Source organism: Sphingomonas sp. Leaf34 (assembly GCF_001421805.1).
Lineage (GTDB): Bacteria > Pseudomonadota > Alphaproteobacteria > Sphingomonadales > Sphingomonadaceae > Sphingomonas.
The window spans coordinates 1-24591 of the sequence record NZ_LMLC01000006.1 but is presented as its reverse complement, the minus strand read 5'-3'; the positions used below and the strand labels follow the sequence as shown (position 1 = coordinate 24591).

Sequence of the window (24591 nt, the reverse complement as noted above, 5' to 3'; positions counted from 1 at the left end):
TGATCGAAATCAGTTCTGTGGCGCCGACTCGGCATAGCGGCGCGCGATGACCGCGCAGGCGACCAGTTGCAACTGGTGGAACAGCATGACCGGCAACAGGATCACGCCGACCTTCGCAGGCGGGAACAGCACACCCGCCATCGGCACGCCCGACGCCAGGCTCTTCTTCGATCCGCAGAATTGCAGCACGATCGCATCCTCGCGCGGCAGCTTCATCAGCCGTGCGACCGCGAAGGTGAGCGCCAGGACGAAGGCGAGCAACGCCGCGCACAACAGGCCGATCAGGATCAGGTCGCCGATCGACAGTCGGGTCCACAATCCCTCGACCACCGCCGCGCCGAACGCGCTGTAGACGACCAGCAGGATCGACCCGCGATCGACCAATGTCAGCAGCGCCTTCTTCCGCGTGACCCAGGCGCCGATCCATGGTCGCAACAGATGACCCGCGACGAACGGCACGAGCAGTTGCAGCACGATCGCCTCGACGCTTTCGACCGAGATGCCACCGCTCCCCGACACGTTCATCAACAGCGCCACCAGCGCCGGTGTGACGATGATCCCGAGCAGATTGGAGAACGACGCGCTGCACACCGCCGCCGCAACATTGCCGCGCGCGATTGCGGTGAAGGCGATCGACGACTGGACGGTCGAGGGCAGTAGCGTCAGAAACAACAGCCCGGCAGCGAGCGGCCCGGTGACGAACGGCAGCGCGCTGAGCCCGAGCCCGAACAGCGGGAACGCAACGAACGTCACCGCCAGCACGGCGAGGTGCAGCTTCCAGTTGCGCAGACCCGACACGATCGCCTCGCGCGACAGCTTTGCGCCGTGCAGGAAAAAGAGCAGGACGATACCGATGTCCGCCGCATAGCCGACGATCGTCGCCATCTCGCCGCGCGCCGGCAGCAGGCTCGCCAGCACCACGGTCCCGAGCAGCATCAGGATGAACGGCTCGAACACCGCCAGAAAGCGTCCGATCATGGATGCGCCTTCACATAGGCATCGAGCGTCGCGAGGTGGCCGCTGAGTGCCGCATCGTCGAGAAAGCTGCCGAGGAAGCTGTTCCGGGCAAGCGTGACGACCTGATCGCGCGACAAATTTTTCGCCCGCGCGGTCTGCCGGAAATTCTCGCCGATATAGCCGCCGAAATAGGCCGGGTCGTCCGAATGGATCGTCGCGCGCAGGCCGAGGTCGAGCATCCGGTCGATCGGATGGTTCTCCAGCCGGTCGACGTTGCGCAGCGCGACGTTCGACAACGGGCACACCGTCAGCGTCATCGCGTCGCGCGCCAGGCGAGCGACCAGCGTCGGATCCTCCAGCGCGCGGTTGCCATGGTCGATCCGGTCCACCTGCAGGATGTCGAGCGCCTCGTGGATATACGCAGGCGGGCCTTCCTCGCCGGCATGGGCGCACAGCATCAGCCCGGCATCCCCCGCCGCCGCGAACACGCGGGCGAACTTCGATGGCGGATGCCCGACTTCGGACGAATCGAGCCCGACGCCGATGAACTGGTCGAGCCATGGCTCGGCCTGCGCGAACGTCTTGAACGCGTCCTCTTCGTCGAGATGGCGCAGGAAACTCATGATCAGCCCTACGCTCATGCCGTGCTTGGCCCGCGCCTCGTCGATGCCGGCGAACAGCCCGCGCGCGACCACGTCGAACGGGATGCCGCGATGCGTGTGCGTCTGCGGATCGAAGAAGATCTCGGCATGGATCACGCCGTCCTGCGCGACCCGGTCGAAATAGGCGACCGCCAGATCGCGGAAATCCTCCTCGGTCTGGAGCACCGCGGCGCCCGCATAATAGATGTCGAGAAAGGTCTGAAGATTGGTGAAGCTGTATGCCGCGCGGACGTCCTCGACGCTCTTGAACGGGATCGCGACCTTGTTGCGCTCGGCCAGCGCGAACATGAGTTCGGGCTCCAGGCTGCCCTCGATATGCAGGTGGAGTTCGGCCTTGGGCAGGGTCGTGATGAAGTCGCCGTTCATAAAAGGTGGGGTCATGGCTCGTCCTGTCGCTTTGGGGGCGTCGGCTGCAACCATTCCGCGCGCCGCGCACTACCGCAAGTACGAAAGCCGTTGCATGACAATCCTGTCACGTTACCGAGCGCGTAACCGCACGCTAAGGACAGACTCGATGCCCACAGGACTGGTCGCACTGCTCGACGACATCGCCGGGATCACCAAGCTCGCCGCCGCGAGCCTCGACGATATTGGTGCTGCGACCAGCAAGGCGGGCAGCAAGGCGATCGGCGTGGTCGTCGACGATGCAGCGGTCACGCCGCGCTACATGGTCGGATTCGAGCCCAAGCGCGAACTGCCGATGATCGGGAAGATCGCGCTGGGCTCGTTTCGCAACAAGCTGCTCTTCATCCTCCCCGCCGCGCTCGCGCTGAGCGCGTTCGCGCCGTGGTTGCTGACGCCGTTGCTGATGATCGGCGGGACCTACCTCTGCTTCGAGGGTGCGGAGAAGATCCTCGAGGCGGTCGGCGGCGGCCATGCCGAGGAGGTCGTCGACGTCCCGACCGACGCGAAGGCGCTGGAGAATCAGAAGGTCTCGGGCGCGATCCGCACCGATTTCATCCTTTCGGCCGAGATCATGGTGATCGCGCTGTCGGACGTTGCGACCAAGCCGATCTGGGAACAGGCGATCGTGCTCGCGATCGTCGGCATCGTCATCACGATCGGCGTCTACGGCGTGGTCGCGCTGATCGTGAAGATGGACGATATCGGCCTGCATCTCGCGCAGCGCAGCAGTGCCGCGGTCCAGGCGATCGGCCGCGGGCTGGTGAAGGGCATGCCGATCGTGATGGCCGCGCTGTCGGTGATCGGGACGGCGGCGATGGTATGGGTCGGCGGACAGATCATCGTCCACGGGGTCGAGACGTTCGGCTTTACGGCGATCCCGCACTGGATCCACGATACGGCCGAGCACGCGGCGGCGGCGGTACCGTTCGCCAAGGGCGCGGTGAACTGGGCGGTGAACGCGTTCTTCTCGGGCGTGGTCGGCCTGATCCTCGGCGGCGCGATCGCGCTGGGCTTGCACGCGGTGAAGAAGCCCAAGGCGCACTGACCGACCAGCTATTCCGTGTTCTCCCGCGCAGGCGGGAGCCCAGTCTGGGTCCCCGCCTTCGCAGGGAAACACGCCGCGGTTGGTTAGGAGGCCCTATCACCAATCGCCACCCCGGCGGAGGCCGGGGTCCAATTGGGGAACGGCGGTAACGGCCGACAGCCCCTTGTTACTTCGCCCTTCCCAATTGGGCCCCGGCCTTCGCCGGGGTGGTGTCTCTTTGTGGAAGATTAGCTCCTACTCGGCGGTCCACTTGTTCATCCAGCCGATCACCTCGCCATACCATTGGCGCGAGTTCTTCGGCTTGAGCACCCAGTGGTTCTCGTTCGGGTTGATCAGCAGCCGCGACGGGATCCCGCGCCGCTGGAGCGCGGTGAACGTCGCCAGCCCCTGCGTGTAGGGAATGCGAAAGTCCTTCTCGCCGGTGATGACCAGCATCGGGGTCTTCCACTTGGCGACGTAATTGACCGGGTTCCATTTCTCGAACGCCTGCGGGTCCTCGTAATAGGCCTTCCCGCCATGTTCCCATTCGTCGAACCAGAGCTCTTCGGTTTCGTACGCCATCGCGCGCGCGTCGAACACGCCGTCGTGCTGGACGATGCACTTGAAGCGATCGGGCCACTGCCCCTCGATCCAGTTCATCATGTAACCGCCATACGACGCGCCGAGCGCGCAGGCGTTGTCCGCATCGAGCCAGGTGAACTTGTCGGTCGCGGCCTTCAGACCCTTTTGCAAGTCCTCGAGCGGCCAGCCGCCCCAGTTGTTGCTGATCGCGTCGGTGAAGCCCTGCCCGTAGCCGGTCGACCCGTGGAAATCGACCGCGACGAGGCCGTAGCCCGCGCCGGCGAACACCGCCGGGTTCCAGCGATACGACCAGCTGTTGTTGCTCGATCCCTGCGGTCCGCCATGGACCATGTAGGCGACCGGCACCTTCCCCGTGCTGCCAGAGGGTTTCACCGCATAGCCCCAGACGGTGTCGGCGTTGGCGCCCTTGAAGTTGAACCGCGTGACGGTGGGCAGGTCGATCCCGGCGAGCCTTGCAGCATTGACCTGGGTCAAACGCTGCGGTGCGCCGCTGCCCGCGATCCGGTAGAAATCGGCCGGCGCGGTCAGGCTGTCGATCGCCACCACGGGTCCGCGCGGGGTGATCGCGACCGCGCTGACATGCCCCTCCTGCGTGAGCCGCGTGACGGCGCCAGTGGCTGTATCGACGCGGAACAGCGGCGTTTCCTGCGTGTCGTCGGCGGTGACGTAGAGCGACTTCGAATCGGGTGCCCAGGCGATCGAGCCGACCGACCGGTCCCAGCGCTCGGTCAGCGACACCGTCTTGCCGGTCGCGATGTCGCGCACGGTGAGCACCTGCCGATCGGCCTCGAACCCGGGCCGGCGCATCGCGAAATAGGCAAGGCTGCGGCCATCGGGTGACACCGTCGGCAGATTGTCGGTCGCCTGGTTCGCCTTGGTCAGGTTGACCGGCGCGGCCGAGCCGTCTGCGGGTACCGAGAAGATGTCCAAATTCGTCGACAGCGCCTCGATCCGGCCCGCCTCCCGCAGCGCGAAATACACGGTGCGACCGTCCGGGCTCCACGAGACTTCCTCGCCCCCTCCGAACGGCTTGGACGGTGCATCGCCGACGAGCGCACCGACCAAGGGCACGCCGTTGCCGGTCGCACCGGCTGCGGTCAGCGGCAACACGAACAATTGCGAGCGCGTGCCGTCGGCCCATGTGTCCCAGTGGCGGACGAAGAGCTGGTCGTACGTGCGGCCTGCGCCGGCGTTCGGATCCTTCTTTTCCATTGCCGACGCGAGGCTCGGAGCCCCCGGCTTGCGGTCCGCCCAGACGAGCAGTCTGTCGCCGGTCGGTGCGACCTTGAAGCCACTGAAGCCGCCCGTGAAGCTGGTGAGGCGGCGCGGGGTGCCGCCGGTGATCGGCATCGACCAGATCGCATCCTCACCGCCCTTGTCGGAGGTGAAATAGACGGTGGCGCCGACGATCTGCGGGTCGTTCTCATTGACCTGTGGATCGGCGAGCAGCTTCACCGGCGCTGAACCCTGTTTGCTCAGGTCGAGCCGCCAGAGATCGAAGCGGCCCTTGTCCGCGGCGAGATCGGTCTCGCGCTGCGCCCAGACGAGCCAGCGCCCGTCCTGCGACGCGGCCGGCGCGCCGACGCGGCTGAGCATCGTGACGTCATCGATAGTGAGCTGCCGGGCGGCGGCGGGGGCACTCGCGAGGGCGAGCACGGCGAGGCTGGCGGAAAGCATGATCTTCATGGCGCCGAACATAGGAGGATTGCAGGAGCGGGCGCAATCATCGCGGTCGGCGGTGCGGATACCGGCCCACGCTTACCCTGTTCTCCCGCGAAGGCGGGAGTCCAGGAGTCACGAACGCTGCCGCCCGCGACCCTGGACTCCCGCGTTCGCGGGAGAACAGAGGGCGCGGGGCACTATCGACGACGGAAGCGTTATCATGGGCCATGCCGCTCAAGCATTCCTTTCCACCCGTCGCCGCTCCGGACGCGCGTCTGCTCGTCCTCGGCAGCCTGCCCGGCGACCGGTCGCTCGCCGCGCAGCGTTATTACGCGCATCCGCAAAACCAGTTCTGGCAGCTTATGTCGCCGGTCGTCGGTTGCGACCTGACGGTGCTCGACTATGACGACCGGCTCGCGGCGTTGCGCGTGGCGCGCGTTGCGCTGTGGGACGTGATCGGTTCGGCGCGCCGCGCAGGGAGCACCGATGCGGCGATCGCCGATATCGAAGGCAACGACCTCCCCGCGCTGATCGCCACCCTGCCCGACCTCCGCGCGATCGGCTTCAACGGCAGCACCGCGCTGAAATACGGTCGCAAGCTGCTCGGGCCCGACTTCGCCGACGCGCAGATCGTCGCGCTGCCGTCGAGCAGCCCACTGCACACGGTCGGGCTCGCTGCCAAGCTTCCCGCCTGGACCGCGCTCGCGGGGTTTCTGGACGATCGCGACTGACTGTTTCCGTATCGCGATTACGACGCTTCTATGCGCTGGCTAAACGTCACGCGGTCCGTCATGGGCGGCAAATGTCGATCGAGAGCTTCATCACCCAATACGGCCTGGCCGCGATCTTTCTGGGGGCGGCGTTCGAGGGGGAGACCAGCGTCGTCACCGGCGGGCTGCTCGCGCATCAACATCTGCTGCCGCTGGTCGGCAGCGCCGCGGCGGCGGTGACTGGGTCGTTCGCGGCAGACCAGCTCTTTTTCTTCGCCGGGCGTCATTACCGCGACACCAAGCGGGTCCGTCGGATCGCGGAGAAACCCGCCTTTGCCAAGGCGCTCGATACGCTCGAGCGGCATCCGACGGTGTTCATCCTCGGGTTTCGGTTTCTCTACGGCCTGCGCACGATCAGCCCGGTGGCCATCGGCACATCGCACGTGCCCGCGCGGACGTTCATGATCCTCAACGCGATCTCGGCGCTGGTGTGGGGCGTCGTGTTCACCGGGATCGGCTATGTGTTCGGCGACGGCCTGATCGAGCTGGTCGACACGGTCATGCCCAGGCAGAAGCTGGTTGGCGTGGCGATCTTGGTCGCGGTCGCGGCGCTGATGACCGCCGCGATCCGCTTCTGGCGAGGCCGCCACGCGCGCAAGGCCGGCGCAGCGGGCGCCTCACCCGACGACGACGTCAGCCCAGATCGTTCTCGCTGATCACGACGATCTCCTGGTCGGGGTCGCGCGCCAGTGCCACGACGCCGAGATCGGCGATCTCTTCGGCATGCTGTTTGAAGATCGCGACGGCATCGCCCTCCGGGGCCACGGTGCTCAGCGCTTCGAGCACGTCATACTGCACCGCGAACTGATAACGCTCGTCGCTCACTTCGCCCTCGAACTCGACCTGGCGCAGGTCGCTATTGTCCTCGAGCGTCTTCAGATCGATGTCCAACCGGTCTTCGGCCATGCGTATCACTCCTTGATAGATGGCCGTTAAGCGCGGTTGGACACTCGATGTTCCAAGCTTAGACGTCGAGATTGGCGACGTTGAGCGCGTTGTCCTGGATGAACTCGCGGCGCGGTTCGACGACTTCGCCCATCAGCTGCGTGAAGATCTCGTTCGCGCTCTCGGCATTCACCGCGGTCACGCGGAGCATCGAGCGGACGGTCGGATCGAGCGTGGTTTCCCACAGCTGCTCGGCGTTCATCTCGCCCAGCCCCTTGTAGCGCTGGATCGCGAGGCCCTTGCGGCCCGCGGTCAGGATCGCATCAAGCAGGTGGCTCGGGCGCGAGACCTGGGTCGAGCCGCGCGTGGCGACGACGATCGTGGCAGAGCCGATCACGCCGGCCTCAGGTTCCGCACCCTCTTCGGCCTCGGGCTCGTCGGCCTGCGTGGCCTTGCTTGCCGGGATCAGGTTCGAGGTCTGCGCATAGCTCTCGGCCTGCTCGGCCGACAGCGAATGCAGTTTCCGCGCCTCCGCCGACACCAAGAAGCTCGCCTCAATGATGTGGTGATCGGTGACACCGCGCCACGCGCGCTGGAAGTGGATGCCGCCCTCTTCGGTCAGCACCGCGGTCCAGCGGGCATCGCCGTCGTCGAGTTCGAGACGGCGCGTCACCGTCTCGAGACGCGAGGTGCGATCCGCGACCGAGGCCTCGGGATCGAACACGCCACCGAGCGCCAGCGCCTCGATCATCCCGGCATCGTAGCGCTTGGGGACGTAGCGCATGAGCGTGCGCATCCGGCGCGCATGGTCCACCAGATCCTTGAGTTTGTCGCCCGTGCGGGTCCCGGCGGGGCCTTCGAGCACCATCGTCGAGACACCGGCGTCGACCAGATATTCGTCGAGGGCGGCGTCGTCCTTGAGGTACATTTCCGACCGGCCCTTGGTCGCCTTGTAGAGCGGCGGCTGCGCGATGTAGAGATAGCCGCCCTCGATGATCTTGGGCATGTGGCGGTAGAACAGCGTCAGCAACAGCGTGCGGATGTGCGCGCCGTCGACGTCTGCGTCGGTCATGATGACGATCTTGTGGTACCGCAATTTGTCGGCATTGAAGTCGTCGCGGATGCCGGTGCCCATCGCGGTGATGAGCGTGCCGATCTCGCGGCTCGACAACATCCGGTCCTCGCGCGCGCGCTCGGTGTTCAGGATCTTGCCGCGCAACGGGAGAATCGCCTGGAAATGGCGATCGCGGCCCTGCTTTGCCGAACCGCCTGCCGAGTCACCCTCGACCAGGAACAGCTCGGACTTGGCGGGATCGCGCTCCTGGCAGTCGGCGAGCTTGCCGGGCAGCGAGGCGATGTCCATCACGCCCTTGCGGCGCGTCAGTTCGCGCGCGCGCTTGGCGGCTTCGCGCGCGGCGGCGGCGTCGATGATCTTGGCGACGATCGCCTTCCCGTGCGCGGGATTCTCTTCGAGCCATTCGGCCATCTTGTCGGCCATCAGGCTTTCGAGCGGCTGGCGGACTTCGGACGAGACGAGCTTGTCCTTGGTCTGGCTGCTGAACTTCGGATCGGGCAGCTTGACCGAGACGATCGCGGTCAGACCCTCGCGCATGTCCTCGCCGGTGAGCTGGACCTTTTCCTTCTTCAACAGGCCCGACTTCTCGGCATAGTTGTTGAGCGTGCGGGTCAGCGCGGCGCGGAACGCGGCCATGTGCGTGCCGCCGTCGCGCTGCGGGATGTTGTTCGTGAAGGCGAGGACGTTCTCGTAATAGGAGTCGTTCCACTGGAGCGCGACGTCCATCGTGACGTCGTCGCGCGTGCCGCTGATCGCGACCGGCTCGGGCATCAACGGCACCTTGGCGCGATCGAGATACTTCACGAACGCGGCGATGCCGCCCTCGTAATAGAGCTCGACGGTCTTCATCTCCTCGTGCCGCGCGTCGGAGAGGAACAGGCGGACGCCCGAATTGAGGAAGGCGAGCTCGCGGTAGCGATGCTCGAGCTTGTCGAAGTCGAAATCGGTGATCTTGAAGGTGGCGGGCGACGGGAAGAAGGTGACTCGCGTGCCCTTCTGGCCCTCGGCCGCGTCGCCGACGATCTTGAGCGGCATCACCGCGTCGCCGAACGCAAAGCGCATGTAATGCTCCTTGCCGTCGCGCCAGATCGTCAGGTCGAGCCATTCGCTGAGCGCGTTGACGACCGAGACGCCGACGCCGTGCAGGCCGCCCGAGACCTTGTACGCGTTCTCGTCGTTGGTGTTCTCGAACTTACCGCCGGCGTGGAGCTGGGTCATGATGACCTCGGCTGCGGACACGCCTTCCTCGGTGTGGATGCCGGTCGGGATGCCGCGGCCATTGTCGGTGACGCTGACCGAACCGTCGGCGTTCAGGACGATGTCGATCCGGTCGCAATGCCCGGCGAGCGCCTCGTCGATCGCGTTGTCGCTGACCTCGAACACCATGTGGTGGAGGCCCGACCCGTCGTCGGTATCGCCGATATACATGCCGGGGCGCTTGCGCACTGCGTCGAGGCCCTTGAGGACCTTGATCGAGTCGGCGCCATAGTCGCCCTGGTTGGGCAGGTTGGGATTATTGGTTTCGGGGTTGGATGCCATGCCCAGCATATAGGCATCGGACGGCCGAAACGGAAGCGAAATGGCCTGGTGGGACTGGGGCGCGGGGGAGTGAAGTATAGGAAGTATAGACGCTGGGAGCGTTTTGCGCGGTGGGTGGACTTTGGGTGTCGGGCGTGGGGGGTGCGAGGGGGGTTGGATCGCCATTCGGGGAGGGTGGCAGGGTGGTGGCGTGTAGGACAGGGCTGGCTTGCTCCAGACATGGCGCCTCCCCGGCGGAGGCCGGGGCCCAGGTGGAAAGGTCGTCGTAACGTAGCGCCACCTTCCGTCAGCGACGTCCCCCACCTGGGCCCCGGCCTTCGCCGGGGGTGGTGTCGCTTGGGTTGGCATGTCCCTCTCCCCCACGGGGAGAGGGAGGGAGGAGCCGTAGGCGACGGAAGGGTGAGGGGCTTTTGCGGATACGTCGCGAGCCTCACGCCCCCTCACCCTTCCCACGGCCAAGTGGCCGCGGGCCCCTTCCCTCTCCCCCGGGGGGGAGAGGGAGTTGGTGGTCAGAAGCGGTCGGCGCGTTGGCCTAGCAGCGTCACTTCGACGCGGCGGTTGAGGCGCATGCCGGCGGCGGTCGTGTTCGTCGCGACTGGCTGGCTTTCGCCATGGCCGACGACGCTGAAGCGCGCGCGGACGACGTCCATGTCGTCGAAGGCCTGGCGGACGCTCGCCGCGCGGCGCTCGGACAGGTCCTGGTTGTGCGCGTCGGTGCCGCGCGAGTCAGTGAAGCCGTCGATCGCCACGCGGACGCCCGGATTGCCGCGCAGATAACCCGCGAGCGGGCGCAGCTTCTCGATCGCGCCGGGGCGCAGCACCGCGCTGTCGGTGCGGAACAGCACGTCCTCCTGCAGAGTCAGCGTCGCACCGCGCGGTGTCTGGCGGAAGCCGTAATTGCGCATCGCGCCGCGGTCCCACGTCGTCGTGGTCTCGACCACCGTGGTGCCGCCGCCGCGGTCGCCGCGATAGCCACCCGGGTTGCGGCCATAGGCGTCCCAGTCGAACCGGTCGCGGCGCGGGCCGGCGATGCGCGCGAACTCGCGGTTGGCGTCGTCGGCTTCGCGGCGGTTGATCCGGCCGTCGCCGTTGGCGTCAAAATTGGGCATCACGAACGCGCGACCGCGCGGCGTATTGCGCAGTTCGGGAAACAGAATCGGCACGCCTGCACCTTCAAGGCGGTAGCCGGGGCGCAACCAGGGCGCGCGGCTCATGTCGTAGCGGCCGCCGTCGCGCGCGCCTGCGCCGACCTGCGCAACGGCGGGCGCCGTGAGGATGGGGGCGGTAGTCGCTGCGATCATCAGGACGCCAAGGGCGGCGCGCGTGAATGTCCGGGTCATTGCTGTCTCTCCAGGTCGTCGATGGACGGAGCTTTGGGCGCGTCCGCTTGAACACGCGGTGACGTCGATCGACAGCGCGCGTTCAGCCTAACGCCCGACCGCGATCCGCGTTGCCTGTGTGTCGATCGCGTCGAACAGCGCGTCCTCGGTGCCCGTCATCCACACCTGCCCGCGGCCCGCGAGCCGGGCGAACAGCGCCGCGCGGCGGGCCGGATCGAGGTGCGCGGCGACCTCGTCGAGGAGCAGCACGGGCGGGGTGCCGGTGCGTTCGGCGACGAGATCGGCATGCGCCAGGACGATGCCGAGGAGCAGCGCCTTCTGCTCGCCGGTGGAGGCGAGCGAGGCGGCGCGCGCCTTGTCGCGATGCGTGACGATCAGGTCGACGCGGTGCGGGCCGGCGAGCGTGCGCCCGGCGGCGGCATCGCGCGCGCGCGCCTGGGCGAGATCGACGTGCAGCCGGGTCGTGTCGCCGTTCCAGCCGTTGAGCGCCAGCCCGGCGCGCGGGAACGGGCCGTCGTCCTGGTCCGCGAGCCGCGCGCCGAGCAACGCCACCGTCTCGCGCCGGGCCGCGTCGACGGCGGCGCCGTGTTCGGCCATCTGCGCCTCGAGCGCGGAGAGCCAGTCGCCATCGGGGCGGCCTTCATCGGCGAGCAACCGGTTACGCGCACGCATCGCCGCGTCGTAGCGCGCGGCGTGGTGCGCGTGGGCGGGCGCGAGCGCGAGCGTGAGGCGATCGACAAAGCTGCGGCGCTCACCTGCGGGCGCGACGAACAGCCGGTCCATCGCAGGGGTGAGCCACAGGATGGTGAGCCACTCGGCGAGCGCGTTGGCGGTGGTGGTGGCACCCTGGATGCGGACGATGCGGCGCTCGGGCGCGGACCCTCCCGCTTGCGGGAGGGGTCGGGGGAGGGGCGCGTTTTCCTCGACACCGGACGCCGGTACGTACGTCGCGCCCTCCCCTAACCCCTCCCGCAAGCGGGAGGGGGATTGGGCGGCGTCCTGCGCCGACGCCTCGGGGGACAAGGTGGCCGCGACGCCGAAGCCGCCGGCGCCGCCCTGGCGCGCCATTTCGCCGAGCGCAGCGCGCCGCAGGCCGCGGCCGGGGGCGAGCAGCGATACCGCTTCGAGGATGTTGGTCTTGCCCGCGCCGTTCTCGCCGGTCAGCACGACGAAGCCTGCGCCCGGTGCGAGCGTCAGATCGGCGTGATTGCGGAAATCGGTAAGGACGAGGCGCGAGAGCATTACCCCCGCCTTAAAGGACTTTCGGAGCCGATTGCATCGCCCTTTTCCGTTCGCTCAGCACGAACGGGGTAAGGGGCTGGTCGGGTCGACCGTCGCGTCAGGCGGCGATCCGCTCCGGCACGGTGGCCGCGGCGGTCGCCGCGCGCTGCGTGCTGAGATACGAGGCGAGCTCGGGTCCGAGTTCGCGCTGCGCGTGCAGATACGCGACCGGTGTCGCGATACCGAGCCGTGCGCGCGCGGCGTCGAGCGGCTCGTGCAGGAGGGTCAGATAGTCCTCGCCCGAAATCCACTTCGCCTTGCGGCCGTGGCGATAGCCTTCCCAGACCGCGTTCGCGAAGAGCCGGCTGCCGGTGACGCGGATGCTTTTCAGCGCCGCCGCCGAGCCGATCAGCGCCCAGCCGAGCCCGCCGACCTGCGCATAGCTGAACGCGACCAGCGCGGCCTCGCCCATGCTCTCGTCCGCCTTGTAGCCGGTCAGTACGTGCCAGATGTCGTGCGTGTCGCGCACGCGCCGGCCGAACCAGGCGTATGGGTGCGCCAGATCGTCCTCGCTTGGCACGAGGCGCGAGACCTCGACCAAGCCGTCGGCGGAATAGCCCGTCGTCTCGAGGAAGTCGCGATACGCGGCACCGACCGTGCCGGGCGCGAAGCTCGCGACGAAGGCGGGGTCGGAAAAGCGCCGTGCGAGTTCGACCTGGTCATAGGCGATCCGCCCGCCCTGTTCGGTGGCGATCAGCCGGGCATAGTTCATTGGCGCGTTGCCGACGTTCAGCGCGCGCATGATCCGGAATACCTGAGTCGTGTCGTCACCGTTGGCGAGCAGTTTCTTGATCGCGTCGAACGCCGTCCGCCAATCGCGACGACCCGTCGTACCGGGAAAGGGAGGAAGCTTCGCCATCGAATCGACTCCTTACTGACATTGCTGTTAGTATCAGATCCGGCGCTGCGTTCAAACGAAAAAGGCCACCCCGAAGGATGGCCTTTCGATCGATCGTCAGGGCATGAGTGTCACACGCGCATCGGCATAAGCACGTAGAGCGCGGGCGACTTGTCGTTTTCGCGGATCAGCGTCGGCGCGGCGGCGTCGGCGAGGTGGACCTCGACCATGTCGCCGTCGATCTGCGCGAGGATGTCCATCAGGTAGCGGCTGTTGAAGCCGATCTCGAACGGGAGCGCGACGTAATCGCCGGGGACTTCCTCGGCGGCGGTGCCGTTTTCGGGCGAGGTCACCGACAGCGTGATCTTGTCGCGATCGAGCGCCATCTTCACCGCGCGGGTCTTCTCGGTGGCGATGGTCGAGACACGGTCGACGCCTTCCATGAAGCTCTTGGGGTCGATCTTGAGGATCTTGTCGTTGCCGGTCGGGATCACGCGGCTGTAATCGGGGAAGGTGCCGTCGATCAGCTTCGAGGTCAGGATCGCCTGGCCGAGATCGAAGCGGATCTTGGTCGGCGACAGCGAGACGCCGACCGAGCCGTCGACCTCGTCGAGCAGCTTGCGCAGCTCACCGATGCATTTGCGCGGGACGATCACGTCGGGCATCGATTCGGCACCCTCGGGCCGCGGCAGCGTGACGCGGGCGAGGCGGTGGCCGTCGGTCGCGGCGGCCTTCAGCACCGGGTTCGAGCTGTCGCCGTCCGCGACGTGGAGGAAGATGCCGTTGAGATAATAGCGAGTCTCTTCGGTCGAGATCGCGAAGCGGGTCTTGTCGATGATCTGCTTCAAGGTCTCGGCGGGAAGTTCGAACTGAGTCGGCAGCTCCCCTTCCGCGATCACCGGGAAATCGTCGCGCGGCAGCGTGCCGAGCGAGAAGCGCGCGCGGCCCGCGACGATGCTCATCCGGCCTTCCGACGCGGCGAGCTGGACCTGGCTGCCCTCGGGAAGCTTGCGCGCGATGTCGAACAGCGTGTGCGCGGACACGGTGGTCGCGCCGGGCTGGTCGACCGCAGCGGCGATCGATTCGTTGATCTGGAGATCCAGATCGGTCGCCATCAGCTTGAGCGCACCCTCGGCGGTCGCCTCGATCAGCACGTTCGACAGGATGGGGATGGTGTTGCGCCGCTCCACCACGGACTGGACATGGCTCAGCCCCTTGAGGAGCGTTGCGCGTTCGATCGTCGCCTTCATCAAAATTCCCCCGGCCTCCACAGCCGGACTCGGGGCTGGGGGCAATCCGCTAATGGCTTACCCAACAACAAAGGGTCGGAGCAAGCGCCCCGACCCTTCTTTGATCACGGTAAACGTCGCGTTAAAACGCGATCAGAAGCGGAAGCCGTAGCTTGCGACGACCTGGTGACGATCCGTGTCGACGTCGAACCGCTGGCTCGTGCCGCCGGTCGCGTAATCGATGTTGCCGCGCTCATAGTTCGAATAGCGATATTCGAGCTTGGCATAGCTGTTCGGGCCGACCGCATGCTCGGCACCCGCGCCGACGCGCCAGCCGTTGAGCTTGAAGCTGTTGTCGGTCGTCTGGCTGGTGCTGCCGGCGAGCACGTCGAGCTTCGCGTTGGTGTAGCCGCCCTTGACGTACAGCATCGTCGTCGGTGCGACGACATAGCCTGCGCGCGCGCCGACATAGATGTCGCGGCCCTGCTTGACGCGGCCATAGCCGAAGTCGCTGGTATAGTCGTTGCGGTCGCTCTTGGCGGTCGAGCCGGTCAGTTCGGCTTCTGCGCCTAGCACGATGTTGCTCGAGGTCGCGATGTCGTAGCCGATGCCGCCGCCGTACAGCAGGCCGTCGATCTTCTGGTCGTCGCGCCCGTTGTTGTTGGACACGCTGCTGCCGGCGCCGGTGTGGTCGTAGCCGAGCGTGGCCTCGACGCGCGGGCCGGTGAAGGTCGGGTTGGTCTGGGCGAGGGCTGGTGCGGCCACGGCGGTGGTGGCGAGCAGCGAGGCGGCGATAAGCTTACGCATTGGGATACTCCTTACTATCTGGTCACCCCAAGACGCGGGGTGGACCGCTCCAATGGACCAACCGCCCGGGCGTTGCATGAACCCCAGATAAACGCGGAAATCCGTTGCTTTTGCGCCACAGGGGGTTGAAATGCCGGCCATGATTCCAAGCCATCGGCAGGGTGAACCGGACGCCCGATCAACCGCAAACCCGCCTGTTCGCAATGGTCGCGATTTTGTCGCGCGGCACGGCGAAACCGTCTTCAACGCCGCGCATCGGTTGCAGGGCGATGCCGCGCATACGCCGCTGACGCGCGCCGGATTCGCGCAAGCCGACGAGCTCGGGCGGGCGTTGCGCGACTCGCTGGGGGCGAAACCGGCGTTGACTATGTGGGCGTCGCCGACGGGGCGGGCGCTCCAGACGCTGGCGGTGATCGCCGAGCATCTGGACCTCGACTGGCACGACGCGCGGACCGACCCACGACTGGTCGAGATCGACATGGGATCGTGGGGCGGACGCTATTATGCGGACGTGGTCGACGAGGTGGGGCCGGTGATGCTGCCGGGCGGGCTATTGAAGACGGCGCACGACGGCGAGAGCTATCCGCAGATCGCGGCGCGTGTCGGCAGATGGCTGGCGGATACCGCGGCGGATGCGGGCGACCGGCTGGTGATCATGCACGGCATTTCGAGCCGGGTGATGCTGGGCGTGATGACCGGCGCGCCGGTCGATCCGCTGCTCGGCGCGCCGATTGCGCCGGGCCTGCCGCAGGGATCGATCACCCTGGTCGAGAACGGACGTGCAACCGTTCCGCATCGCGGCACCGGCTTCGCGCCAGCGTGAAGCGGGCGATCCTGCTGCTGGCCGCGGTCGCCACGCCCGCCGCGGCGCGCGACACGATCGGCATCTACCAGGGCTGGGGCGCGTTTCGCGATGCGACCCCCGACCGCTGCTACGCGATCGCCAAGCCGGTGATGGCGCACGGCCGCGTCGGCGGGTTCGCGAGCGTCGCGACCTGGCCCAAGCGGGGACTGCGCGCCTCGCTCCATATCCGCCTGAGCCGCGAGCGCGATCGGTCGGCGGGGGTGACGCTCAGTATCGGCGAGCGCCGGTTCACGCTGGCCGCCGGCGGATTCGACGCCTGGGCGAGCGATTCGCCGAGCGACCGCGCGATCGTCGCGGCGATCCGGTCCGGGCGCAGCATGAGCGTCGAGGCGGTCGGGGTCGGCGGGCGGCCGTTCGCGGATGTGTACGCGCTGCCGGGTGCGGCGACGGCGATCGATGCGGCGGCGCTGGCGTGTAGCGGGGGGTAGCCGCTGGAATCCGTCCTCGCGCTCAATCGACTCTTCACAAAGAACCCGGACGATCCTCCCCCGCCAGGGGGAGGTGTCGCCGCAGGTGACGGAGGGGGAGGACACGAAACGGCGGTGAGCGCGTGCCTCCCCCTCCGTCAGGCTGCGCCTGCCACCTCCCCCTGGCGGGGGAGGATCAGAGGGTGTCGTTGCTGACCACCACGCAGCCTGTAGAAAAATCGGGAAATTTCCGCTAAGCGCTGCCGCATGCAGACCGCCGCGAACCTCATGCCCATCCCCGGGCACATCGATCCCGTGCCCGTTCCCCGCAGCTTCGTGCCGCGCAGCGATGGGCGTATCGACCTGCTCGGGCTGTCGCTCGCCGATCTGCGCATGGCGCTGGAGACGTCGCAGCTCGAGGAGAAACAGGCCAAGCTGCGCGCGAAACAGCTGTGGCACTGGATCTACAATCGCGGCGCGACCGAGTTTTCGGCGATGACCGACATCTCGAAGACGATGCACCCCTGGCTCGAGCAGCGTTTCGTCATCAGCCGGCCCAACGTGGTCGAGGCGCAGGTGTCGACCGACGGCACGCGCAAGTGGCTGCTGCGCTCGGACGACGCGCAGGATTACGAGATGGTGTTCATCCCCGACGCGGATCGCGGCACGTTGTGCGTGTCGAGCCAGGTCGGCTGCACGCTCAACTGCACCTTCTGCCACACCGGCACGATGCGGCTGGTGCGCAACCTGACGCCCGCCGAGATCGTCGGCCAGGTGATGCTTGCGCGCGATTCGCTCGGCGAATGGCCGAGCCAGCCCGAGGGGCGGATGCTCACCAACATCGTAATGATGGGGATGGGCGAGCCGCTGTATAATTTCGAGAATGTCCGCGATGCGCTGAAGCTGGTGATGGACGGTGCGGGCCTCGCGCTCAGCCGCCGGCGGATCACGCTGTCGACGAGCGGCGTGGTGCCGATGATGGCGCGCGCGGGCGCGGAGATCGGCGTGAACCTCGCCGTGTCGCTGCACGCGGTGACCAAGGAGGTGCGCGACGAGATCGTCCCGCTCAACCGCAAATACGGGATCGAGGAACTGCTGCAGGCGTGCGCGGACTATCCGGGCACCAACAATGCGCGCCGCATCACGTTTGAATATGTGATGCTCAAGGACAAGAATGATTCGGACGCCGATGCGCACGAACTCGTCCGGCTGCTGCGCAAATACGAGCTGCCCGCCAAGGTGAACCTGATTCCGTTCAACCCGTGGCCGGGTGCCGTCTATGAATGCTCGACGCCCGAGCGGATCAAGTCGTTTTCGAGCATCGTGTTCGCGGCCGGCATTTCGGCGCCGGTGCGCACCCCGCGCGGTCGCGATATCGATGCGGCGTGCGGGCAGTTGAAGACCGCGTCGGAGAAGAAGAGCCGCGCGCAGCTGGATCGCGAAGCCGCGCTTGCTTGAGATCGGTGCGGTCGCACTGGCGGCAGGGGCTGGGCTATTGGGCGGCGCGATGAATGCGCTGGCAGGCGGGGGCAGCTTCGCGACGATGCCCGCGCTGATCGGGCTCGGCGTGCCGTCGACCTTCGCCAACGCGACGAGCAACGTCTCGCTCCAGCCGGGCGCGATGGCGAGCGCGTGGACGTATCGGCATGGGCTGGAGCCCGTGTCCGGCGTCGGCATGCGGACGATGGCGGGAATCACCTTTGTCGGCGGGCTCATCGGCAGCCTGTTGCTGGTCGCGACATCGGCGCGCGCGTTCGACCTGATCGTGCCGTGGCTGCTGCTGTTCGCGACGCTGGCGATCGCGTTCGGCACGCAGGCCTCCTTGTGGCTGCGGTCGCGCGTCGAGATCGGGCCGAAGTCGCTCGTTGCGGTGCAGGCGATGCTGGGCGTCTATGGCGGCTATTTCGGCGGTGGGGTCGGGCTGATGCTGACCGCGGCCTGGGGGCTGTTGTCGGGGGCGACGCCGGCCAGGCTTGCGGCGCCGCGCACGCTGATGCTCGCGGTCGCCAATCTGGCGGCGACGATCATCTTCATCGCCACCGGCATGGTCTATTGGGCGCTGTGCGTACCGATGCTGCTCGGCGGGATCGTCGGCGGGCATTTCGGCGCGAAGCTCGGGCTGGTGATGTCCGCCAAGGTCATTCGCGTGTGGACGCTGCTGGTGACGATCGCGACGACGATCGTGTTCTTCTGGCGGGCGTACGGCTGAGGATTGTTTCCCCGCGAAGGCGGGGACCCAGTCTGGGCACCCGCCTTCGCGGGTGAACAGTCTTGCGTCGATCAGCCTGGGCGGCGCATCTTGAAGAGTGCATCCTCGGTGATCGTGAAGTAATCCGCGGGGCCGCCGCCGCGCAGGATCGGGTTTGCGCGGGCGGTCTGGTAGACGCCGTCCTCGAGCATCGCGGGGTCGATGTGGATCGCGACCGCTTCGCCGAGCACGAGCCACTGGTCGAGTTCGCGGCCTTCCTTGGTTTCCAGGCGGATCAGCTGGGTGAGCTTGCACTCGAACTGCGCGCGCGACGCGGCGACTCGGGGCGGCTTGACCTTGGTGGAGGCGGCCATCTCAAGCTTGGCGAGCGCGAATTCGTCGACGTCGGCGGCGACGTTCGCGGCGGTCGTGTTCATCGCCTCGCTAAGGTCGCGTGAGACCAGGTTCCAGACGAACTCGCCGGTCGCCTCGATATTGGCGACGCTGTCCTTCCAGCCCATCGACGAGAAGCCGATCAGCGGCGGGGCATAGTTGAACAGGTTGAAGAACGAATAGGGCGCGAGGTTCGCGACGCCGTCCGCCGACATCGTGCTGACCCAGCCGATCGGCCGCGGCGCGACGATTGCGTTGAGGGGATCATGCGGCAGGCGATGGCCATTCGCGGGTTCGTAAGAATGCCATTCGGTCATGTACTTAATCCTGCTATATCGCCGTTCGACTGCCTATAGCGAAGGTCGAGCATGAACGATCCCACTGCCCCGACTATCATCAAGCGCCACCGGATGGCGACGCGCATCTGGCACTGGGTGACGGTGGTGACGATGTTCATCATGATCGGCAGCGGTATCGGCATCCTGAAGGCGCATCCGCGGCTGTATTGGGGCGCGTATGGCGCGAATTTCGATAGCGCCTGGACGACGCTCGACCAGTGGCCGAGCTGGCTGGTGTCGCTGCTCAACCTGCTGACGATCCCGGTGAGCTACAACCTCGCTATTTCGCGGCGCTGGCATTTGTTGTTCGCGCTGGTGCTCGCTTTCGCGCTGCTCGGGTTCATGATCGTCAGCCTGATTAACAAGCATTTCCAGCGCGACCTGCGCGTCCGTGCCGCCGAGCTGTCGCCGCGCGAGGTGGCGCATGACGTGAAGGAGCATCTCGCCTTCCGCTTCCACGATCCGAAGCGGCCGGGGGCGTACAATATCCTGCAGAAGCTGTCGTATGTCGTAACGATCTTCGTGCTGATCCCGGTGATGATCCTGACCGGGCTGACGATGTCGCCGGGGATGGACGCGGCCTGGCCGTGGCTGCTCGACGTGTTCGGCGGGCGACAGTCGGCGCGCTCGATCCACTTCATCGCGGCCACGGGCCTCGTGCTGTTCATCATCGTCCATCTGGCGCTGGTGATCCTGGCAGGCGCGTGGAACGAGGTGCGGTCGATGATTACGGGGCGCTTCCACGTCCCGGCCCACCGGCCGGAGGACGCCGCATGAGCGCGATCATCACACGCCGCACGCTCGTCGCCGGGGCCGCGATCGGCGCAGGCGCGCTCCTCACCGGATGCGACAAGATCATCCAGCATCCCGAGGCGCGGAAGATCCTGTTCATGGGCGAGGACATGAACCGAGGGCTGCAACGCGCGCTGACCAACCGCAATGCGCTGGTGCCCGAGTTCAGCCCCGCGCAGATGTCGCCGATCTTCCGGTCGAACGGCACGCGCGATCCGGGGACGCCCGACTATACCGCGATGGTCGCGAACAATTTCGCGGATTACCGGCTGAAGGTCGGCGGGCTGGTCGGTCGCCCGCTGTCGGTCACGCTGCCGCAGCTCCGCCAGATGCCGTCGCGCGCGCAAATCACGCGGCACGACTGCGTCGAGGGCTGGTCGGCGATCGGCAAATGGCAGGGCCCCAAGCTGGGCGCGCTGTTGAAGGCCGCGCAGATCCGCGACTCGGCGCGCTATGTCGTGTTCACTTGTGCCGACCTGTATGGCGGCGCGAACTATTACGAGTCGGTCGACCTGGTGGATGCGTTCCACCCGCAGACGATCCTGGCCTGGGCGCTCAACGATCAGGTGCTCGACGTCGCGCACGGTGCGCCCGTCCGGCTGCGGGTCGAGCGACAACTCGGCTACAAGCACGCCAAATATGTGATGCGGATCGACGCGGTCGACAGCCTCGCCGGGATCGGCAAGGGCAAGGGCGGCTATTGGGAAGATAACGTCGATTATGATTGGTACGCGGGGATCTGACCGCCTGCGGGGGGTGGCGCACTTCCGTACCAGTCATTAGCTAAAGCGGCATGGCACTTTTCGATCGTTTCCTGGCCCGGCAGGTCAAAACCGGCGACCTCATCCTGATCCATGCGGACGGCACCACCAAGCAGTTCGGCAAGCCCGACCCGGCCTATAACCCGGTCACGATCCGGCTGACCAAGCCCGGTGTCGCTGGCGCGATCGTTCGCCATCCGGCGCTCGGCGCGGCGGAGGCGTTCATGGACGGGCGGCTCGTGATCGAGCGCGGCGACATCCGCGACCTGGTAAACCTGCTTAAGGGCAACAGCCCGTGGGAGCGCGGCGGCGGGCTCAATCCGTCACTGCCGATCAAGCTGCTCGACAAGGTCGTCCACCGCGTCGACCGCGTGAACATGGCGCGCCGGTCGAAGAAAAACGTCGCGCATCACTACGACCTCTCGGACCGGTTGTACGACCTGTTTCTCGACGCGGATCGTCAATATTCGTGTGCGTACTTCACCGACGCGGGCAACAGCCTGGAGCGCGCGCAGGACGACAAGAAGGCGCATATCGCTGCCAAGCTGGCGATCCAGCCGGGCATGCGCGTGCTCGACATCGGCTGCGGCTGGGGCGGGATGGCGCTGTATCTGCACGCCAAGACGGGGGCCGAAGTCCTCGGCGTCACGCTAAGCGAGGAGCAGCTGAAGGTCGCGCGCCGCCGGGCCGAGGAAGCGGGCGTTGCCGACAAGGTGAAGTTCGAGCTGATCGATTACCGTGCGCTGACGGGGACGTTCGACCGGATCGTGTCGGTGGGCATGTTCGAGCATGTCGGCCCGCCGCAGTACAAGACGTTCTTCCGCAAGTGCCGCGACCTGTTGAGCGAGGACGGCGTGATGCTGCTCCACACGATCGGGCGGATGGGCGGGCCGGGCGTCACCGACACGTTCACGACGAAGTACATCTTCCCGGGCGGGTACAACCCCGCGCTGTCGGAGATCGTGCGCGGTTATGAGGGGCTGCGGATGTTCCCGACCGATATCGAGGTGCTGCGCGTGCATTACGCGCTGACGATCGACCTCTGGTACGACCGGACGGTGGCGGCGAAGGATGCGATCGTCGCACTGTACGACGAGCGATTCTACCGGATGTGGACCTTCTACCTCGCAGGCGCCGCGGCGGCGTTCCGGACCGGGGGGATGGTCAATTACCAGATCCAGCTGTCGAAGAGCCGGATGACGCTGCCGCTGACGCGCGATTACATGATCGAGGGCGAGCGGGCGTTGCGCGAGGGGTGACGCGGGTATGGCGGGGGGGGAGAGTCCCCCCGTCAATCTTGCTCGTTCCCCCGCGCAGGCGGGGGCCCAGGGTTACGCTAGACTGCGGTACTTAGCTGGGCTCCCGCGTCCGCGGGCGAACGAGGTTTGTGTCGAGGCGACTCAGCGCGGGCCCTGCACGTCGGCCTTTGCCGCGGCGCGCTCGTCGCCGCCGATCTTGCCGTCCTTGTTGGCATCGTACTTCGCAAAGGTCGCGGCCAGCAGCGCCTGCGCTTCGGCCTGCGTGACCTTGCCGTCCTTGTTCTTGTCCGCGCTGGTGAACCACAAGTCCGCGAGGCGCTTGGCGTGAACCGGATCGGGACGGCCCTGCCCGCCGACCTTCATGTTGCCGATCCGCGCCTGGACCTCGGCGCGGGTCAGGACGCCGTCCTTGTTGGTATCCGACGCGGCGAATTCGGCCTTGAACTTGGCCGAGGCGGACGCGCGGGTTTCCTGCGCGAGCACCGGGCCTGCAAGCCCTGCGAGAACGAGAACGGTAAGCGTTTGGCGTAGCACGGTGCGGTAACTCCAGAGATTTGCGGCGCGGATAGACCGGTTTGGTTGTACGCGCCATGAATGCAGGAGGCGCGGGGCGGTTGCATGGCGGCGCCCCAGCGCATAGGGGCGCGGGCATTGGATATTGCCTGAAGGACCCTGCCCGTGACCGATCCGATCAACCCCGCCGGCAGCGCCGGAATCAATCGCGTCGTGCTCGCCTATTCCGGTGGCCTGGACACGAGCGTGATCCTGAAATGGCTCCAGCAGACCTATAACTGCGAAGTCGTCACCTTCACCGCCGATCTGGGCCAGGGCGAAGAGCTCGAGCCCGCGCGCGCCAAGGCCGAGATGATGGGCGTGAAGCCCGAGCATATCTTCGTCGACGATCTGCGCGAGGAATTCGCGCGCGATTATGTATTCCCGATGATGCGTTCGAACGCGCTGTACGAGGGGCTGTACCTGCTCGGCACGTCGATCGCGCGGCCGCTGATCGCCAAGCGCCAGATCGAGATCGCCAAGATGGTCGGCGCCGACGCGGTCAGCCACGGCGCGACCGGCAAGGGCAACGACCAGGTCCGCTTCGAGCTCGGCTATTACGCGCTGTCGCCCGACATCAAGGTGATCGCACCGTGGCGCGAATGGGACCTGACCAGCCGCACCAAGCTGATCGAGTTCGCCGAGCAGCACCAGATCCCGGTTTCGAAGGACAAGCGCGGCGAGTCGCCCTTCTCGACCGACGCCAACATGCTGCACACCTCGTCCGAGGGTAAGGTTCTCGAAGACCCGTGGGACGAGGTCCCCGACTATGTCTATTCGCGTACGGTGAACCCCGAGGACGCGCCCGACGTGCCCGAGTATATCACGATCGATTTCGAGCGCGGTGACGGCGTGGCGATCAACGGCGAGGGGATGAGCCCGGCGACGCTGCTCGAGACGCTCAACGGCTATGGCCGCCGTCACGGGATCGGCCGTCTCGACCTGGTCGAGAACCGTTTCGTCGGCATGAAGAGCCGCGGCATGTACGAGACGCCGGGCGGCACGATCTATCACCTCGCGCATCGCGGCATCGAGCAGCTGACGCTCGACCGGGGTGCGGCGCATCTGAAGGACGAGCTCGCGCCGCGTTATGCCGAGCTGCTGTACAACGGCTTCTGGTTCTCGCCGGAGCGCGAGATGCTGCAGGCGGCGATCGATCACAGCCAGGAGAAGGTCTCGGGCACCGTCCGGCTCAAGCTGTACAAGGGTGGCGTGTACGTCGTCGGCCGCAAATCGCCCAACTCGCTGTATTCGGAGAAAGTCGTGACGTTCGAGGACGACCAGGGCGCGTACGACCAGCGCGACGCGGCGGGCTTCATCAAGCTGAACGCGCTGCGGTTGCGCTTGTTGGGCCGGCGCGACCGGTAAAAAAGCGCGCGCTTGCTGCGTTTACACCTCCCCGGCAAAGGCCGGGGCCCAGCTGGGGGACGTTGCCAACGCAGGGCGGCGCGTTGTTACTGCTGCCTCCCCTTCTGGGCCCCGGCCTTCGCCGGGGAGGTGCGCGTGTGGGGAGATGGCGTGAACGCTCCTGCACGGCCCTGCCCCCGCTCGTTAACCACGCCTTAGGCATCTTCACGCATACACCCCGCACCTAGTGGGGAAGAGCCTGGATGCCGAACACACCTGTCGACGTCGCGATCATCGGAGCCGGTCCTGCCGGTCTCACCGCCGCCTATCTGCTCGGCAAGGCGGGCTATACGGTCACCGTGATCGAGAAGGACCCCGTCTATGTCGGCGGGATCAGCCGGACCGTCGAGCATGAGGGCTTCCGCTTCGATATCGGCGGACACCGCTTCTTTTCGAAGTCGCAGCCGGTGGTCGATCTCTGGAACGAGATCCTGCCCGACGACTTCATCGAACGCCCGCGGATGAGCCGGATCTATTACGAGGGCAAGTTCTACAGCTATCCGCTGCGCGCGTTCGAGGCGCTCGGCAATCTGGGCATCTGGCGCTCGACTT

Annotated in this window: 24 protein-coding genes; 12 read left to right on the top strand and 12 right to left on the bottom strand. The window is 66.7% G+C overall.

The genetic code is table 11. From position 1 onward, the window contains the following. Window positions 1-9: 9 nt before the first annotated feature. Both ASF00_RS17530 and ASF00_RS17525 read right to left on the bottom strand, forming a co-directional pair. Complete coding sequence (locus tag ASF00_RS17530; RefSeq protein WP_055882564.1) at window positions 10-978, bottom strand: bile acid:sodium symporter family protein; 969 nt, start codon at window positions 976-978, stop codon at window positions 10-12. Beyond that, the gene (locus ASF00_RS17525) at window positions 975-2000 is read right to left on the bottom strand and encodes an adenosine deaminase (RefSeq protein ID WP_055882561.1); all 1026 of its coding nucleotides are present in this window, start codon (window positions 1998-2000) and stop codon (window positions 975-977) included. The genes ASF00_RS17530 and ASF00_RS17525 overlap by 4 nt, the downstream gene beginning before the upstream one ends. 133 nt (window positions 2001-2133) lie before the next feature. On the opposite strand from ASF00_RS17525, the gene ASF00_RS17520 reads away from it, so the two are divergent. Beyond that, window positions 2134-3069, top strand: a complete 936-nt coding sequence (locus ASF00_RS17520) for a DUF808 domain-containing protein (RefSeq protein WP_055882558.1) — start codon at window positions 2134-2136, stop codon at window positions 3067-3069. A 234-nt stretch (window positions 3070-3303) separates the two neighbouring features. Here the strand turns inward: ASF00_RS17520 and ASF00_RS17515 are convergent, their stop codons facing one another. Next, window positions 3304-5337 (bottom strand): S9 family peptidase, encoded by a 2034-nt coding sequence (locus ASF00_RS17515; protein ID WP_055882679.1) that lies wholly within the window; start codon window positions 5335-5337, stop codon window positions 3304-3306. A gap of 203 nt (window positions 5338-5540) precedes the next feature. On the opposite strand from ASF00_RS17515, the gene ASF00_RS17510 reads away from it, so the two are divergent. Together ASF00_RS17510 and ASF00_RS17505 are read left to right on the top strand one after the other, a co-directional pair. Further along, window positions 5541-6044, top strand: a complete 504-nt coding sequence (locus ASF00_RS17510; RefSeq protein WP_055882556.1) for a DNA-deoxyinosine glycosylase — start codon at window positions 5541-5543, stop codon at window positions 6042-6044. A 71-nt stretch (window positions 6045-6115) separates the two neighbouring features. Then, window positions 6116-6739, top strand: a complete 624-nt coding sequence (locus ASF00_RS17505) for a DedA family protein (RefSeq protein ID WP_055882553.1) — start codon at window positions 6116-6118, stop codon at window positions 6737-6739. On the opposite strand, the gene ASF00_RS17500 is transcribed toward ASF00_RS17505, so the two are convergent. From ASF00_RS17500 to ASF00_RS17470, 7 genes are all read right to left on the bottom strand, one after another. Further along, window positions 6717-6989 carry a DUF1488 family protein gene (locus tag ASF00_RS17500; protein ID WP_055882550.1) on the bottom strand — a complete coding sequence of 91 codons (273 nt, stop codon included), beginning with the start codon at window positions 6987-6989 and terminating at the stop codon, window positions 6717-6719. The genes ASF00_RS17505 and ASF00_RS17500 overlap by 23 nt on opposite strands. A 58-nt stretch (window positions 6990-7047) precedes the next feature. Then, window positions 7048-9582 (bottom strand): DNA topoisomerase (ATP-hydrolyzing) subunit B, encoded by a 2535-nt coding sequence (gene gyrB, locus ASF00_RS17495; protein ID WP_055882676.1) that lies wholly within the window; start codon window positions 9580-9582, stop codon window positions 7048-7050. A gap of 509 nt (window positions 9583-10091) precedes the next feature. Next, complete coding sequence (locus ASF00_RS17490) at window positions 10092-10922, bottom strand: OmpA family protein (protein WP_055882547.1); 831 nt, start codon at window positions 10920-10922, stop codon at window positions 10092-10094. An 87-nt stretch (window positions 10923-11009) separates the two neighbouring features. Then, the gene (locus tag ASF00_RS17485; RefSeq protein WP_055882544.1) at window positions 11010-12164 is read right to left on the bottom strand and encodes a DNA replication/repair protein RecF; all 1155 of its coding nucleotides are present in this window, start codon (window positions 12162-12164) and stop codon (window positions 11010-11012) included. Between the two features lie 97 nt (window positions 12165-12261). Then, a complete protein-coding gene (locus tag ASF00_RS17480) occupies window positions 12262-13062 on the bottom strand; it encodes a Coq4 family protein (protein ID WP_055882541.1) in 801 nt (266 codons plus the stop codon). Between the two features lie 110 nt (window positions 13063-13172). Then, entirely contained in the window at window positions 13173-14291 is a 1119-nt protein-coding gene (dnaN, locus tag ASF00_RS17475) for a DNA polymerase III subunit beta (RefSeq protein WP_055882537.1), read from the bottom strand. A 132-nt stretch (window positions 14292-14423) separates the two neighbouring features. After that, window positions 14424-15077 carry an outer membrane protein gene (locus tag ASF00_RS17470; RefSeq protein ID WP_055882535.1) on the bottom strand — a complete coding sequence of 218 codons (654 nt, stop codon included), beginning with the start codon at window positions 15075-15077 and terminating at the stop codon, window positions 14424-14426. Window positions 15078-15216: 139 nt separating this feature from the next. Here ASF00_RS17470 and ASF00_RS17465 point away from each other — a divergent pair, with 139 nt between their 5' ends. The 4 genes from ASF00_RS17465 to ASF00_RS17450 all read left to right on the top strand — a co-directional run bounded on the left by ASF00_RS17465 (window position 15217) and on the right by ASF00_RS17450 (window position 18558). Continuing rightward, window positions 15217-15900 (top strand): histidine phosphatase family protein, encoded by a 684-nt coding sequence (locus ASF00_RS17465; protein ID WP_055882673.1) that lies wholly within the window; start codon window positions 15217-15219, stop codon window positions 15898-15900. After that, window positions 15897-16370: a hypothetical protein gene (locus ASF00_RS17460; protein ID WP_055882532.1), complete on the top strand. Its 474-nt coding sequence runs from the start codon at window positions 15897-15899 to the stop codon at window positions 16368-16370. The genes ASF00_RS17465 and ASF00_RS17460 overlap by 4 nt, the downstream gene beginning before the upstream one ends. A 246-nt stretch (window positions 16371-16616) precedes the next feature. Further along, window positions 16617-17807: a 23S rRNA (adenine(2503)-C(2))-methyltransferase RlmN gene (gene rlmN, locus ASF00_RS17455; protein ID WP_055882529.1), complete on the top strand. Its 1191-nt coding sequence runs from the start codon at window positions 16617-16619 to the stop codon at window positions 17805-17807. Further along, entirely contained in the window at window positions 17800-18558 is a 759-nt protein-coding gene (locus ASF00_RS17450; protein WP_082463534.1) for a sulfite exporter TauE/SafE family protein, read from the top strand. The genes rlmN and ASF00_RS17450 overlap by 8 nt, the downstream gene beginning before the upstream one ends. Window positions 18559-18629: 71 nt before the next feature. Here the strand turns inward: ASF00_RS17450 and ASF00_RS17445 are convergent, their stop codons facing one another. Further along, window positions 18630-19247 carry a flavin reductase family protein gene (locus ASF00_RS17445; RefSeq protein WP_055882523.1) on the bottom strand — a complete coding sequence of 206 codons (618 nt, stop codon included), beginning with the start codon at window positions 19245-19247 and terminating at the stop codon, window positions 18630-18632. 51 nt (window positions 19248-19298) lie between these two features. On the opposite strand from ASF00_RS17445, the gene ASF00_RS17440 reads away from it, so the two are divergent. Genes ASF00_RS17440 through ASF00_RS17430 form a run of 3 tightly spaced genes read left to right on the top strand, consistent with a single transcriptional unit; the run spans window position 19299 to window position 22080 of the window. Beyond that, on the top strand, window positions 19299-20045 hold the full coding sequence (locus ASF00_RS17440) for a cytochrome b/b6 domain-containing protein (protein WP_055882521.1): 747 nt from the start codon (window positions 19299-19301) through the stop codon (window positions 20043-20045). After that, entirely contained in the window at window positions 20042-20803 is a 762-nt protein-coding gene (locus ASF00_RS17435; RefSeq protein ID WP_055882518.1) for a molybdopterin-dependent oxidoreductase, read from the top strand. The genes ASF00_RS17440 and ASF00_RS17435 overlap by 4 nt, the downstream gene beginning before the upstream one ends. Window positions 20804-20853: 50 nt before the next feature. Next, window positions 20854-22080, top strand: a complete 1227-nt coding sequence (locus tag ASF00_RS17430) for an SAM-dependent methyltransferase (RefSeq protein WP_055882516.1) — start codon at window positions 20854-20856, stop codon at window positions 22078-22080. Window positions 22081-22221: 141 nt separating this feature from the next. Here the strand turns inward: ASF00_RS17430 and ASF00_RS17425 are convergent, their stop codons facing one another. Next, a complete protein-coding gene (locus ASF00_RS17425; RefSeq protein ID WP_156348430.1) occupies window positions 22222-22614 on the bottom strand; it encodes an EF-hand domain-containing protein in 393 nt (130 codons plus the stop codon). 144 nt (window positions 22615-22758) lie between these two features. Here ASF00_RS17425 and ASF00_RS17420 point away from each other — a divergent pair, with 144 nt between their 5' ends. After that, on the top strand, window positions 22759-24000 hold the full coding sequence (locus ASF00_RS17420) for an argininosuccinate synthase (protein WP_234422517.1): 1242 nt from the start codon (window positions 22759-22761) through the stop codon (window positions 23998-24000). Between the two features lie 242 nt (window positions 24001-24242). Beyond that, on the top strand, window positions 24243-24591 hold a 349-nt coding region (locus ASF00_RS17415; protein ID WP_156348429.1), incomplete at its 3' end, for an FAD-dependent oxidoreductase.